9 protein-coding genes are annotated in these 14,436 nt (G+C 56.3%); 8 read left to right on the forward strand and 1 reads right to left on the reverse strand.

Going from position 1 to position 14,436, the window contains the following annotated elements; genetic code table 11:
* Window positions 1–535: 535 nt before the first annotated feature.
* From ACQKLP_RS09645 to ACQKLP_RS09665, 5 genes are all read left to right on the forward strand, one after another.
* Window positions 536–3,652 (forward strand): SusC/RagA family TonB-linked outer membrane protein, encoded by a 3,117-nt coding sequence (locus ACQKLP_RS09645; protein ID WP_427322351.1) that lies wholly within the window; start codon window positions 536–538, stop codon window positions 3,650–3,652.
* A 55-nt stretch (window positions 3,653–3,707) separates the two neighbouring features.
* Window positions 3,708–5,330, forward strand: coding sequence for a RagB/SusD family nutrient uptake outer membrane protein (locus tag ACQKLP_RS09650; RefSeq protein ID WP_427324361.1), 1,623 nt, complete (start codon window positions 3,708–3,710; stop codon window positions 5,328–5,330).
* A gap of 124 nt (window positions 5,331–5,454) precedes the next feature.
* Window positions 5,455–8,694 (forward strand): glycoside hydrolase family 2 TIM barrel-domain containing protein, encoded by a 3,240-nt coding sequence (locus ACQKLP_RS09655; protein ID WP_427322353.1) that lies wholly within the window; start codon window positions 5,455–5,457, stop codon window positions 8,692–8,694.
* A gap of 159 nt (window positions 8,695–8,853) precedes the next feature.
* Entirely contained in the window at window positions 8,854–9,912 is a 1,059-nt protein-coding gene (locus ACQKLP_RS09660; protein WP_427322355.1) for an AI-2E family transporter, read from the forward strand.
* 210 nt (window positions 9,913–10,122) lie between these two features.
* Window positions 10,123–10,557 (forward strand): Hsp20/alpha crystallin family protein, encoded by a 435-nt coding sequence (locus tag ACQKLP_RS09665; RefSeq protein WP_427322357.1) that lies wholly within the window; start codon window positions 10,123–10,125, stop codon window positions 10,555–10,557.
* A gap of 30 nt (window positions 10,558–10,587) precedes the next feature.
* Here the strand turns inward: ACQKLP_RS09665 and ACQKLP_RS09670 are convergent, their stop codons facing one another.
* Entirely contained in the window at window positions 10,588–11,466 is an 879-nt protein-coding gene (locus tag ACQKLP_RS09670) for a restriction endonuclease (protein ID WP_427322359.1), read from the reverse strand.
* A 181-nt stretch (window positions 11,467–11,647) separates the two neighbouring features.
* Here ACQKLP_RS09670 and ACQKLP_RS09675 point away from each other — a divergent pair, with 181 nt between their 5' ends.
* The 3 genes from ACQKLP_RS09675 (at window position 11,648) to ACQKLP_RS09685 (ending at window position 14,428) form a co-directional block, all read left to right on the forward strand.
* Window positions 11,648–12,673 carry a hypothetical protein gene (locus ACQKLP_RS09675; protein ID WP_427322361.1) on the forward strand — a complete coding sequence of 342 codons (1,026 nt, stop codon included), beginning with the start codon at window positions 11,648–11,650 and terminating at the stop codon, window positions 12,671–12,673.
* Window positions 12,674–12,688: 15 nt separating this feature from the next.
* Entirely contained in the window at window positions 12,689–13,513 is an 825-nt protein-coding gene (locus ACQKLP_RS09680) for a hypothetical protein (RefSeq protein ID WP_427322363.1), read from the forward strand.
* Window positions 13,514–13,597: 84 nt separating this feature from the next.
* Window positions 13,598–14,428: a hypothetical protein gene (locus ACQKLP_RS09685; RefSeq protein ID WP_427322365.1), complete on the forward strand. Its 831-nt coding sequence runs from the start codon at window positions 13,598–13,600 to the stop codon at window positions 14,426–14,428.
* The last annotated feature ends 8 nt before the right edge of the window (window positions 14,429–14,436 follow it).

The raw sequence follows: 14,436 nt of genomic DNA on the forward strand, positions 1-14,436 counted from the left end.
GGATTACGCCTAGTTTTGTAACGTTACCGCCGGTTTTGACGTGCGCGTCGTCGTTACGGCATCATCCGCGGACAGTACCCGATGTTTTGTATGATATAAGCAGTGAGCCATCAGTCAGCAACGAGGCGGGGCGATGGGATGGAAGTGAAAGGAAAAGCGCCCGTTTCTTTCCCGTATTGTTGTAAACCCGGTATGATAAGCAACACAGGAAGCCATTATTAAAACCTGAACATACCGCGAAACCATTAGGCTGGCGAACGAAAGCTGCATTGCGCTGCCATGCGCATGCATGGAACGAAAGGTAATTATTTTGAATCCGGCGCCGGATGAAGCAGTGTTGGCGCCACATTCCATAGTCTTACAGTTATGAAAAACGACGATTAGCACCAGACATCAGCATTTTTGACGAAACAGCATTTCCGTCTTACCATGTGATGCATGCAGCCATGCATGTTATTTCCGGGCGATCCCTGATCGGCCACCGGCATCCTGTTGCGAAAAAGGTTCAGGTATACTAAACTAAAACTCACATCTAATGAAATTAGGTAAACATCACCACGTTATTCCTCTGGTCAGTGGATTATTCATCCTGCTATTGCTGTTCATCCATTTCCCGGGCTTTTCGCAGGCTACGCGGAAGGTGACGGGAACGGTGGTAAATGAACAGGGCCAACCCTTACCGGGCGCGACCATTTCCATCAAGGGCCGTCCGGCCAACGCGATTACGGACGATAACGGCAAATTCACCATTTCCGTTTCGGGAGAAAATGTGGTGCTCGTGGCCACGCACATGGCTTCGTCGCCCACGGAGATCGCGGTCGGCGATCAGACCGATATCCGGTTCGTGCTCAAGCCGCTCGACAAAAAGCTGGACGAAGTGATCGTGGTGGGATATGGCACGCAGAAGCGGACCTCGCTCACGGCGGCCGTTTCCAGCATCAAGGGTTCCGAAGTGGCGAGCCTGCCGGTGGCTAACCTGAGCAACGCGCTGGGCGGCCGCGTGCCGGGCGTGATCTTCAAACAGGGAAGTGGCGAGCCCGGTTACGATGGCTCTTCCATCCTCATCCGCGGCTTCAGCACCACCGGCAACACCGCGCCACTTGTGATCGTAGACGGCGTTCCGCGCAGCTTCCAGCAGCTGGACCCCAACAGCGTGGCGAGCTTCACCATCCTGAAAGACGCCGCGGCCGTGGCGCCCTACGGCGTAGCGGGCGCCAACGGCGTGATCCTCGTGACCACGAAAAAAGGTTCCGCCGGCAAGCCGCAACTGTCTTACAACGGCTATTACGGCTGGCAAAACCCGACCATGCTGCCGAAAATGGTGACCTCCTTCGAATACGCCACCATGCGCAATGCGGCCGCCGCAAACGCGGGCACGGCGCCGGTGTACGACGATAACGCGCTCCAGAAATTCAAAGACGGTTCCGACCCGGACCTATTCCCCGTGAACGATCCGCTGCGAACGCTCATCAACCGGAACGCGCCCATGATGGGGCACAACCTGTCCGTTTCGGGCGGTTCGGAGAAAGTGAAATACTTCGGGGCGCTGGGGTACCTGTCGCAGGACGGCATGTGGGGCCCCACCAATTTCAAGCGCTATAATCTTACATCGAACGTAGAAGCCCAGGTAACGAACACCACGAAGTTCAGCATATCGCTGAGCGGCAGGGTGGAAGACAGGCGCTATCCCGCCCGTTCCGCCGGCAGCATATTCGACCAGCTGTACCGTACGCCCCCCGTGGCACCGGTGCTCTTCAGCAACGGGCTCTGGGGCTCGTACATCGGTCGCTCGGCATACGGGAACATCTACAAAAGCGGTTATTCCAACGATCTCCGCCAGATCCTCCTGAGCCAGGTGAGCGTGGAACAAAAGCTGCCCCTCAAAGGCCTTACCGCCAAAGCCGTGTTCAGTTACGATTACAACGATCCCAACGGCGGCACGGTGAAAACCTGGGCTACGCCCATCCCGTATTATGCGATCACGGATGCGGCTACCCGTCCATATACCATCACGCAGATCGGGTCCGACGGGCCGCAGAAACCGACGTACAACGTCTCTTTCGGGCAAAGCCAGGCATTCACGTACCAGGGCTTCCTGACGTATGCCAACAGTTTCGGTAAGAGCGATGTGGGCGCTACGCTGGTACTGGAGTCCCGCAACACCAAATCGACCAGTTTCGGGGCGGGACGGGTAAACTATAACGTGGGGATTCCCGAGCTGAACAATGGCAGCTCCAATGCCAACGACCTGTCGAACAGCGGCTCATCGGGAGAGCTGAAGCAGCGGGGGATGATCTTCCGCCTTACCTATGCGTACGACGGTAAATACATGTTCGAAGCTTCCGGGCGGTACGACGGGCATTACGTGTTCGCGCCTGGGCAGCGGTACCAGCTCTTTCCGGCGTTCTCCGCCGGTTGGAGGGTTTCGGAAGAGCAGTTCATGGAAAACGTTGCCTGGCTGGATAACCTGAAAATCCGCGGTTCCTACGGCGAGAGCGGCGCCCTGCCTTACATCGGCGGTGTGCTGGCGCCGTTCCAGTACCTGAGCGCGTTTTCGCTGTTGAGCAACAATGCCGTTTTCGGAGGCGCCAGCTCGCAGGGGCTCCAGGAAACAGCCCCCGGCAACGCGGCCATCACCTGGGAAAAAGCGAAGAAAACGAATATCGGGTTTGAGATCTCCGTGCTGAAAGGTTTGTTCACCATGGAAGCCGATTATTTCATCGAGAAGCGCAACGATATCCTCATCGCCAACCAGAACAAGGTGCCGGCGGAATACGGGATCGGGCTGCCGCAGTCGAACTCCGCGGCGGTCAGCAACCGCGGTTTCGATTTCAGCGTCGGATCGACCTATAACATCTCGCGGGATTTTCGGGTGAGCCTGGTGGCCAACGCTACTTACGCGAAAAATAAATACGTGGAGATTTTCGAACTGCCCGCTACTTTCAACAATCCCAACCGGAAGCAGACCGGCCGGCCCATCGGCACGCAGTTCGGCTATCACGCCATCCGCCTCTTCCAGCAAAGCGATGATAAGAACGGCAACGGCATCATCGACGGCGGGGAATACGATGTCGCGCAATTCGGCACCCTCCGCCCGGGAGATATTATGTACGAAGACGTGAACGGCGATAAGAAGATCGACGCCAACGACCAGAAAGTCATTGGCAACCCGTCTACGCCCCAGCTGATCTACGGTTTCTCGCCCACCATCTCTTACAAAGGCATCGATCTGAACCTGCTCTTCCAGGGCGCGGGCGCCGGCAGTTTCCTGCTGAACGGCCAGGCCGCGTTCCCTTTCTTCAACAGCGGCTCTGCATTGGCCACCACGCTCGACTATTGGACGCCTACCAACACCGGGGCGCTCTATCCGCGCGTATTGCCGCAACCCAGCCAGAACTCCACGCAGGTGTCTGACTGGTGGATGCGGAAAGTGAACTACCTCCGCATGAAATCCGTGGAACTGGGATATTCCCTGCCGAAAGACCTCGTCGCAAAAGCACGCCTGCAATCTGTCCGCGCATATGTGTCCGGGCAGAATCTCATTACCTGGGCCAAAGACATGAAGGATTTCGACCCGGAGGCGAGCGTCAGCAACGGGAACTATTATCCGCAGCAGAAAGTGATCACCGTTGGCTTAAACGTTAATTTCTAAAATTTTGACCAAGATGATGAAAAAGCATATATCGATAATCGGATGCTGTTTGTTGATGGGAGCGGCTGCGCTGACATCCTGTTCAGACAAACAACTGGATGTGGAACCGCGCGACAGGCTTACAGACGCCAATGTCTGGACAGACCCCGGCGCCTCCGACCTTTTCCTGAACGATATCTACCGCAGCCTGCCCGACGGCAATAACTGGTACGATCCGGTAGAGAACTGGTCAGACAATACGATCTGCGGATTTGCCTGGCCCACCTCCCGGACGCTCGTCCAGCAGGCGCTCTATTCTCCCGCAAACGCCGGCCTGTCGGGCGAAGTGAGCAATATGTACAACTGGTCTACCAACTACACCTATATCCGCAAATGCAACGTGTTCATCAGGAACGTGACCGCATCTTCCTCTCTTTCCGCCGATTATAAAAAAGGAAGGCTGGCCGAAGCCCGTTTTCTGCGCGCCTATTTTTACCACAACCTCTGGATGGCCTTCGGCGGGGTGCCGGTGATCACCGATGTGCTCGACGTGGAAACCCAGGGCGACGGCGTGTTCCGGGCGCGCAATACTTCAGAGGAAACACTGAAATTCATTACCGACGAATGCACCGCCATCTACGCCGACCTGCCGCCCATGCCGAATTCCGGCAGGATCGGGAAAGGTGCAGCCATGGCGCTGAAAGGCTGGTGCGAACTGTTTGCCGGTAAGTGGGCCGCCGCTGCCGCGAGCAATAAAAAAATCATGGACGAACTGGATTACGACCTCGATCCGGACTATGCGGCGCTGTTCCTCAGCAAAGGCAACGCCAGCAAAGAATCCATCCTCTACCGCGAATACGCGCCTCCGGGCCCGGGAAAAGGCGGCAGCCTCGACGGGCTCATCGGCCCCACGTTCACCAAGGGCGGCGCCGAAACCTCCTGGGGCGGCATGAACCCTACGCAAGACCTCGTGGACGATTATGCCATGGCCAACGGGAAAGTCATCACCGACCCCACGTCCGGCTACAACCCGCAAAAGCCTTACGAAAACCGGGAAAAACGTTTTTACCAGTCTATCGTATATGACGGCTCCTGGTTCTACAACGATACGATTTTCACCCGCCGCGGGATCGGAAGCCCCAACGAAATAGACCTCACCGACCGCGACGATGCCGGCCAAACCGGATATTACCCCCGCAAGCGCATGGCCACCGATATTACGCTGGGCGCCGCCAGCTGGGACGGCTACACCAGCTACCAGAACTACATCATTTTCCGGTATGCGGAAGTGCTGCTGAACTATGCCGAAGCGCAGAACGAAGCCGCAGGCCCCGATGCAACGGTGTACGCCGCGGTAGACGCCGTGCGCGGCCGATCCGATCTCAACGGGCTGCCGGCTGGCCTGAGCAAAGACCAGATGCGCACGGCCATCCGCCGGGAAAGAAGGGTGGAATTGGCGTTTGAAGACAAGCGCTACTGGGACCTCATCCGCTGGAAAATCGCCGAAGTGAACCTGAACCGCCCCCTGCGCGGGATTTCCATTACCGTGGCGCCCAACGGATCGCTGCAATACGCACCGGTAGACGCGCGCGGCGGCGACCGGAAATTCTTCGCCAACAAAAACTATTTATTCCCCATCCCGCAAAGCGTGATCGAACAGAACCCGAAATTGCAGGGCAAACAAAACCCTGGCTATTGATTGTAATACGATCCTGATCGATAAATACACTCTGATTTTCCATTCGGGGAGTTTTTATTTGTCGAGCCGCTCATCCATTGTTTGTAACGCCGATTCCTTGTACTTTGAACGAACAACTTTACTTATGAAACTGAGAACGAACGATTGGATATTGGGATCGATGCTCCTTGCCGGCATGGCCGCCACGCTGCCTTCGCAGGCGCAGGAGCGGATGTCGCTCGCCGGGAAATGGGCCGTGCAGCTGGATGCGGACAGCACATATTTCAACCGGAACACACCGCCGCGCACTTTTCAGCATACGGTGCAATTGCCCGGGACCACCGACCAGGCGCGTATCGGACAAAAAACCACGGGCTCCGATTACGGTATCCTGACTCGGGCCTACAAACATGTTGGTCCTGCCTGGTATCACCGGCAGATCACCATACCGGCGGGTTGGGCCGGGAAGGAGGTGCGCCTGTTCCTGGAGCGGGTGTTGTGGGAAAGCCGGGTTTTTATCGACGGAAAGGAAATCTCCCGCCTGTCGCCCCTCTACGTTCCGCACCGCCATACCCTCGGGAAACTGGCGCCCGGCACCCATACGATCGATATCTGCGTGAACAACGATCTCATCCATAACATCGGCGATAAAGGGCACGGCTATACGGAATACACCCAAAGTATCTGGAACGGCATCGTGGGCCGGCTGGAATTGCAGGCCACACCAACTTTTTCCATCGAAAGGGCGAAATTTTACCCGGATGCGGAAAAAATGGAGATGCGGGTGGAAGTGATGGTGAAAAGCGACGTTGCCGCGGATGTGGAAGCGTCGGTGGCCGTGAACGATCCGAAAACGGGTAAAGTGGTGAAAAATATCGTCCGCAAATTGCGTGTCCCGGCCGGCGATACCCTGGTGGCGTTTGCGCCACTGGGCTGGGAGCATGTCCGGCTATGGGACGAATTCAATCCCAATCTATACGATGTAAAGGTGGAATTGAAGCGGGGGAAAAATACCGTTGCGTGGAACGACAGGATCGGGTTCCGGAAAGTGTCCGCTTCGCGGAATAAAATCCTCGTGAACGGAAAGGCGACGTTCGTGCGCGGGAACCTCGACTGTGTGCATTTCCCCCTCACCGGCTATCCTTCCTGCGATGAGAAGGAATGGGAGCGGATTTTCAAAAAGTACCAGGAATTCGGGCTGAACACCGTCCGTTTCCACTCCTGGACGCCGCCGCGCGCGGCTTTCGAAGCGGCAGACAAAATGGGGATTTACATCCAGACGGAAATCATCTGGCTGGATTGGTGGATGGCCGGCGAACAGAAAACCCGGCCGGAAATGAACACGAAAAACTATCCGCAGGGGCTGGGCAAGAACCCCAGTGCCGACGCTTTTGTGCAGGCGGAAATGAAACGCGTGATCGACGAATACGGCAATCATCCGTCGTTCCTCTTTTTCTGTATCGGCAACGAACTGGGCAATTCCGATTTCGACGTGATGCAACAGTGGATCGAAAAGGCGAAGGCCGGCGATCCGCGCAGGTTGTATTCCGTATCCACCGCGCGGAAGATCATGCCGGTGGATGATTATATGGTGACGCATAACATCCCGGAAGTGGGCGGCACTTACGGATACAGCATGAACAAAACCGATGCGGGGCTGGAAGCGAATTACAGCCGGGCGAACATTCCCATCATCGCGCATGAAGTTGGCCAGGCGCCGGTACATCCGCTTTGGAGCGAGACCGGTAAATACACCGGCGTGCTGAAAGCCCGCAACCTCGAAGGTTTCCGGGATATGGCGCTGAAAAACGGCGTGGCTTTGCAGGATAGGGATTTTCAAAGTTCCACGGGCAAGCTGCAGCAGCTGTTGTATAAAAACCTCATCGAGAATATCCAACTGGCGCCCTCCAGCGCGGGGTTCCAGCTCCTGAGCCTGCAGGATTACCAGGGCCAGGGCGAAGCGCTCGTAGGCTGGCTGGATTGTTTCTGGGACGATAAGGGCACCACTTCCGCCAAAAATTTCCGCGGGTACAGCAATGCCGTAGTGCCGCTGGTACGCACGCCTACGTTCACCTACACCCACGCCGATACGTTGCGCATGGGCATGGAAGTGGCGAACTTTTTCAAATCCGATCTGAATGGACCGCTGCTTTGGGAAATCACCGATGCCGCCGGGAAAAAGCTGCATAGCGGTAAGGCCCGCCAGTCGGTATTCCCGCAGGGCACGCTCACGAAAGCGGACAGCCTTGACCTGCCGTTGGGAGATTTCCCCGGCCAGGCAGGCCAGTACACATTCAGGTTGTATTTCGCGGACAATAAGTATAGCAACAGCTGGCAGTTTTTCGTATTCCCGCCGGCGGAGAAACGGACGGTCGATACCGACGGCATCTACGTACACGATGCCTGGGACCATTCGGTAGATAGCGTGCTGGCGAAAGGAGGGAAGGTGTTGTTGCTGGCAGACCAGCTCGGCAACAAGCGGACCTCGGCGCCGGTCAGCTTTGCGCCGCTCTTCTGGAGCGCGAGCTTCTTCCCGGGCCAGGGCAATGAAACGCTCGGTTCGCGCATCGATGCTGGCAGCGAAGCGTTCCGCCATTTCCCGACCAGCGATTTCACGAACTGGCAATGGTACCGGATCACTCCCGGAGCGAAGTACTTTAAACTGACTGGCATGCCGGCGGCATATACGCCCATCGCGCAGCCTGTTTCCGATTTCCATTTCAACGAAAAACTGGGCAGTATTTTCGAAACGTGCATCGGTGCCGGGAAGCTCCTGGTTTGCGGATACAACCTCCGCCAACCCGCGAACGCATACGCCCGGCAATTGTACTACAGCCTCGTGCAATACATGAAAAGCCCGGCTTTCAGCCCGAAAATGGCATTGCCGGAAGCACGGTTGAAAGAGATCCTGGCCCAAACCGAGGTTCCGGCGCCCACTTCGCAGTTGCCCAGCGAGTTCAACGGTGCGGCATTGTTCATCAGTGCGGGCCGGAACGCTTCCGCTTCCAAAGACTGGTCTGCGGAAGACGATGCCGTGATCGCCAACAAAGGCTACAAATACAGCGCCACCGGCCTGCGGACCATCCGCCGGGATAGCGTTGGCGCCTGGGCCGGGAGGGATTTTTCCATCCAGCTCCAACCGCCCGCCGGCGTAAAAGGACATGTATATCTGCATCTCCTGCGCCCAGGCAACGGTAAGGCCTCCGGTATTATCACGATCGAAGGCAGGGAGCTGAAAACCGGCGACATCGCGGCAACAGGGAAATGGATCAAAATTTTCATGATGCGGGAAGACACCAACGATGGCAAGGTTGCCATCCAGTTCGCCGCCGATAACAACAGCGGGCTGGTCGTGGACCGGCTTGTGGTGATGGAAGAGGAATAGGGATGCTACGCGCTGTTATATAGAATTAGGGGTTTGGATAGCCGGATCCCGCCGGGGTGATTAGGATCAGCTTCGCTGCGACAGTGGTCATTTTCCATGAAGGGGAATTAAGTGAACTTGTTATTATCCGTAATATCATTGTTCACTTCAAATCACCACATGCAACCAGTCCGCAATACAGATAATCTGGCCAGGAGCCTGGTGCTCATACTGGCTGGCGGGGCATTGCTTTTTTTCGGGAAGCCGCTTTTCGTGCCGCTGTTTATGGGTTTATTGGTAGCGATGATCATGTACCCGGTTTGTACGGCGCTGGAGCGGCGGGGCGCTTCCAGGACGGCCGGGGTGACGGTTTGCCTCATTATCGTCATCGCGCTGTTTGCAGCGCTGTTGGCGCTGCTTGTCTGGCAACTCCGATCGTTCCTGGGCGATTGGCCGATGCTGGCGGCTAAGCTGGAAGGATCGCTGACGGATATGAAGCAATGGTTGGCGCTGAATTTCCGGATCACGCTCGAGGTGCAGGATAACTGGCTGCACGACCAGGCAGGCCAGGTCATGGGGTTCATCGGCCCTGTGCTGAGGGGGACGGTCAATGTCACGGCGAATACACTTTTTATGTTGTTCATGACGCCGGTTTTTGCTGCACTTTTTTTATTCCACCGACGGGTTTTTGTTTCGTTCCTGGAGGAGATGGCGGGCGACCGTTACGCGCATAAACTGGAAACGATCCTGCGGCAGGTGATCCGGACATATTTCCAATATGTCAAAGGTATGGCCCTCGTGTACCTGATCGTGGGTATCCTCAATTCCATCGGGCTTTACCTGCTCGATGTGCCCCATGCCATTCTTTTCGGGATGCTTACGGCCATTATGACCATCATTCCCTATTTCGGGATCATTGTGAGCGCATTGCTGCCAATTTCGGCGGCGTGGACCGTCCATGGGTCCATTTGGTACCCTGTCGGAGTGATCGGGGTTTTCAGTTTCGTGCAATACCTGGAGGCCAACATCATCTTCCCGAAAGTAGTGGCCGCGCAATTGAACGTAAGCACCTGGGCAACGCTGGTAGCCATCCTTGCCGGAGGGATCGTTTGGGGCGTTGCGGGCATGGTCCTGTTCATCCCATTCGCGGCCATGGCCAAGATTGCCGCAGACCATCTGGAGGAATGGGCGCATTGGAGGTTGTTGCTGGCCCGTTCAGCATCCGGAAAAGACCGCTGAGCCCCTTTTCCTGGCCGGATGGGGAAAACTCCTGCGTGATAAAAGCCTCGCTTACGTCCCTTTCGTCCCCATGGCGGAGCGCAGGCCCGGAAAGGGAGCGGATGATATCGATCAGGCAGCAGCCATATTTGCGTCATTCTTTGCCGGGATATTCCTGGGTAATTTTCAACCATGGAAATTTCATCTCATCACTTATAAATCTGAAGTAACATGAAAACGCTTTCTTTACAACCCGACACGATGTTCCCGGCCCTGTGGGACGACTTCTTTTCCGGATGGCTCGATATGAACGGGAAGAAAAACAAACCGTTTCTGACCGTTCCGGCGGTGAACATCAGTGAAGGGAAAGATGCATTCAAAATCGCCATGGCAGCGCCTGGCATGAAGAAGGAAGATTTCAGGATCGATGTGTCGGAAGGGCTGCTGACCGTCAGTTCCCGAACGGAATCGAAGCATGAAGAGGAAAAGGACAACTACCGGAAGCAGGAGTATAATTACAGCAGCTTTACGCGCTCTTTCGAAATCCCGGAGTCGGTGATCGCCAGTAAAATCGAAGCGAAATATACCGATGGCGTACTTGAGATCGTATTGCCGAAAAAAGAAGACACAAAAACAGCTCCCACCGTGAACGTAACGGTAAAATAGGGCGCTTTGCCGCTACTGCTGCCCCGCCGGTCAGGCGGGGCTTTTTTTGTCTTTTTGCTTGCGATGGTGCTGCTCTTTTGCGCAGAGTGTGCCGGCTTCTTCCAGCACCCTGTCCGCTTTTCCGGGAGGAACGCCCGCTTCGTTCAGGGCACCGGGCCGCCCGAGCAGATCGCTGCAGAGCACGACGCCCAGGTGCAGCAACCTGGATTTCTCGTAATGACTGAGGGTGGTAAGGCAGGTTACCGGGTAGAGTTGTTCCTGGTCGATGATGTCGCGAAGGCTTTTACCGGAAGGGTGGTCCCAGGACAGTAACTGTAATCCCACACAGTTGCTGTACTGGAGCGCGTCAGACGAAAAACGGGAATTGGTGATGAGCCAACCATGCAGGTTGCCGGGGCTGGTTTTTTCGAATGAGCGCGCGATGTCCTGGAACCGTGCATGTACGTAAAGCGCCACTTTTACGTCGCATTTGATGCCTGCCTGGTGGTACTTGCATTCGATAAAGTTTTTCTCACCGGCCGTTGTGGCCATTACGTCGACTTCATGCCTGACACAGTGGCCGGTGACGAACTGGTTGGTTTGAACGTTGTAGCCCCTGCGGCGGAAGAGTTCCCCGATAAACTGTTCGAAAGGAAACCCAGACGGCCCGAGCTCCAGGATGGCCCTTTTCAGATGATAGCGCGCTGCGGCAGGGCGCATCCTGTCTTTCAGCATGCCGAAAGCCTGGTCGTATATCTCCCGCGTGGAAATACCGGGGTAAAGCCTGGGCCGCAGGGAAGCGATGATCCCGTCTGCCGTCTCGTCCGTAGCACCGGAGCGGGTCAGCGACCGGCGCAGTTTTTTCTCCGAAAATGCCGCCAGTCCGCCGTCCGATTTCCGGACGTACTGTATCGCCTGTTTTTCTTCCATACCCAGCGTTTTTAGCAAAGTACGAAGTTGCCGGATCATTGGCGCTGACGGCCGTACGCCCCGCCATTGATCGTGATCAGCCGGGCCGGCGCGGCAATGCATGAATGTCATCAAGGCCCTGTATCGACATCATTTACCCGGCGCCGGCGCTATGTTAGCTTTGGGTTATAAACAAAGTACCATGGCGCTCCTTGCAACGATACGGTGCATCGTCTTCGCGGGAATACTGGGTTCCTGTACGGAACGTACGGAAATGATACGGCAATTGGGCCGGGAACATATGGATACGGTCCCGGCCGGCATCCGGATCGCGCCTGATTCCCTGCCGCCGGATACTGCCGCCTGGCGTCAGGCCCTCCGGCATCTGGCGCACGGAGCCCCCCTTACCTGGTGGGCTGCCGCCGAAGACGGGCCGCCGTTGCCGGGGGCTTTGTTGCCGTATAAAAGAATTGTGGCCTATTATGGCAACTTCTATACACCCGCCATGGGGATATTGGGTATGCTACCGGAAGACGCGCTCATGGAGAAACTCGCCGGTGAAATGCGGCGCTGGGTAGCTGCCGATACGCTGATCCCCACGGTGTCTGCCCTGCATTACATCGCCGTGACCGCCCAGCGCTCCCCGGGAAAGGACCGTATGTACCGCCTCCGGATGCCGCACGCGGAGATCGACAGGGTCATCGGCATGGCGCGCCGTCACCAGGCGGTCGTTTTCCTCGATATTCAGACCGGGCACAGCGATGCGCTCACGGAAACCAAAGCGCTCGCCGGATACCTGGCCATGTCCGACGTGCACCTGGGCCTCGACCCGGAATACAATATGACCGGCGGACAAATCCCATGCTCCGCCATCGGCACCATGGATGCGGCTACGATCAATGCCGTTTCCGGGTACCTGGCGGAGCTGGTCCGGGAAAACGGGCTGCCGCCGAAAATCCTCGTTGTTCACCGCTTCACCCAGGCGATGGTCACCAATACGCAGTCGATCAAACGCCGGCCGGAAGTGCAGTTCGTAATGAATATGGACGGCTTCGGCTCACCTGCCAGGAAAAGGGATACCTACAGGGCATACATCGGGAAAAAGCCGCCGCAGTTTACGGGATTCAAGTTGTTCTACAAGGTGGACCCCGCTACCGGCGGGCGCCTCATGTTGCCGGCCGAGGTGCTGTTGCTGCAACCTTCCCCGGTTTATATCCAATATCAATAATTAAAAATGAGACATATGAAAAAGGTCGTACTTGCCTTCGATGGTACCAATTATTCCGAAGGTTCGCTGGCTTTCGCCGCGGGGCTCAACAAACAAGCGCCGATCCTGCTGGCAGGCACTTTTTTGCCGCAGATCGATCTGTCGTCTACCTGGAGCTATGCCCTGGGCAGCGCCGGACACTTCAGCCCCATGCTTGAAGATTTCAATGGAGAGGTAATGGAGGAACATATCCGGCGGTTCGAGAAAACCTGCAACGCGGAAGGGATCGAGTGGCGGGTGCATAAATACCCTTACGACGTGGCCATGCCCGAAATCCGCAAGGAATCCCGGTTCGCCGATCTGTTGGTGCTGGGCGGGGAAACCTTTTATGACCGGTATGGCACCGAGCGGCCCAACGAATACCTGAAAATGGCATTGCAGGAAGCGGAATGCCCGGTAGTGGTGGTTCCGGAATCCTTCGATTTCCCTTCCCGGATCGTACTGGCGTACGACGGAAGTGAGGATTCGGTTTACGCCATCCGGCAATTCGCGCTCCTGTTCCCGGAAATGGCCAAATGGCCGGCCACACTCGTTCATGCCTCCTCCAGGGAACATGGCGGCCTGCCGGAAAAAGACTACATCCTGGAGCTTTGTACGCGCCATTACCCGGACCTGACGGTGAAAATGCTGGAATCCTCCGCCCGGAAACATTTCCGAGAATGGCTCAATGAACGTCCGGCATCCATGCTGGTCTGCGGGGCTTACGGCCGGTCAGACCTGTCCATGATGTTCAGGCAGAGCTTCGCTGCAGGCGCCATCACCGACCATACGTACCCCGTATTCATTGCGCACCGCTCATGAAACGATGACCACGATCATCGCTGCCGCGTCCGCCATCATTCTTCCGCCAGGCCGGAAGGCCTAACTTTCATTAAAATACTCACCATGAAAAAGATCCTTGCAACCGTAGACGCACTGCATTTCTCGGAACATGAGCTGAGAAGTTACAAATACATCGCCGATAAAGCCCGCGGCGCACTCACCATTCTTTTTCTCGAAAACATCGCCGGGGAAGCCGTGCAATATGCGGCGCTGGATTCCGGTACGCTCGATTACCAGGCCATTTTCGCGGAAAGCATGAAGGAAAGGCGGGAAAAATCCATCGAGAACAAAAAACGCCTGCAGGAATATTACCGGGATAACGGGATGGACGTGACCGTCCGCGAAATCCCGGGCGTGCCCATGGTGGAAGCGGTCGCTGAAAGCCGCTTCGCCGACCTCCTGATCGTTCGGAACGATACCACCTTTTCCATGGTCACCGATTCCAATCCCACGCAATTCGTGAAAGATATGCTCGTGCATGCGCAATGCCCGGTGATGGTGATCCCGGAAACCGTCCATTATTTCCGGGAGCTCATGTTTTCCTATAACGGCACGTTTTCTTCTTCGTTCGCCATCCGCCAGTTCACACAACTGTTCGATACCCTGAGCGAAGTGCCCGTCAAAGTCATTTACATCGTCGAAAACGACGAGCGGAAAATCCCTTCCGGCAAGCTCATCAAAGAATACCTCAACCATCATTACGAAGATGTCACGTACCAGTCGCTCGAAGGCAAGCCCACCGCGGAACTGCTTGCCGCCACCCTGCACAGCACCCATGGCGTCATTACGCTGGGCGCATACGGCCGGAGCGCCACTTCCCGGTTCTTCCGCCACAGCGATGCTGAAGCGATCCTGCGGACGGCCAACATTCCCGTGTTCATTACTCATCCCTAAAATCCACA

Source organism: Chitinophaga sp. NPDC101104, assembly GCF_050277495.1.
Classification (GTDB): domain Bacteria; phylum Bacteroidota; class Bacteroidia; order Chitinophagales; family Chitinophagaceae; genus Chitinophaga.

What these genes read in the sequence shown, in the direction of transcription:
- ACQKLP_RS09645 (WP_427322351.1), top strand. Translation starts at nt 536, where the DNA reads ATGAAATTAGGTAAACATCACCACGTTATTCCTCTGGTCAGTGGATTA.
- ACQKLP_RS09650 (WP_427324361.1), top strand. Translation starts at nt 3,708, where the DNA reads ATGGGAGCGGCTGCGCTGACATCCTGTTCAGACAAACAACTGGATGTG.
- ACQKLP_RS09655 (WP_427322353.1), top strand. Translation starts at nt 5,455, where the DNA reads ATGAAACTGAGAACGAACGATTGGATATTGGGATCGATGCTCCTTGCC.
- ACQKLP_RS09660 (WP_427322355.1), top strand. Translation starts at nt 8,854, where the DNA reads ATGCAACCAGTCCGCAATACAGATAATCTGGCCAGGAGCCTGGTGCTC.
- ACQKLP_RS09665 (WP_427322357.1), top strand. Translation starts at nt 10,123, where the DNA reads ATGAAAACGCTTTCTTTACAACCCGACACGATGTTCCCGGCCCTGTGG.
- ACQKLP_RS09670 (WP_427322359.1), bottom strand. Translation starts at nt 11,466, where the DNA reads ATGGAAGAAAAACAGGCGATACAGTACGTCCGGAAATCGGACGGCGGA.
- ACQKLP_RS09675 (WP_427322361.1), top strand. Translation starts at nt 11,648, where the DNA reads ATGGCGCTCCTTGCAACGATACGGTGCATCGTCTTCGCGGGAATACTG.
- ACQKLP_RS09680 (WP_427322363.1), top strand. Translation starts at nt 12,689, where the DNA reads ATGAAAAAGGTCGTACTTGCCTTCGATGGTACCAATTATTCCGAAGGT.
- ACQKLP_RS09685 (WP_427322365.1), top strand. Translation starts at nt 13,598, where the DNA reads ATGAAAAAGATCCTTGCAACCGTAGACGCACTGCATTTCTCGGAACAT.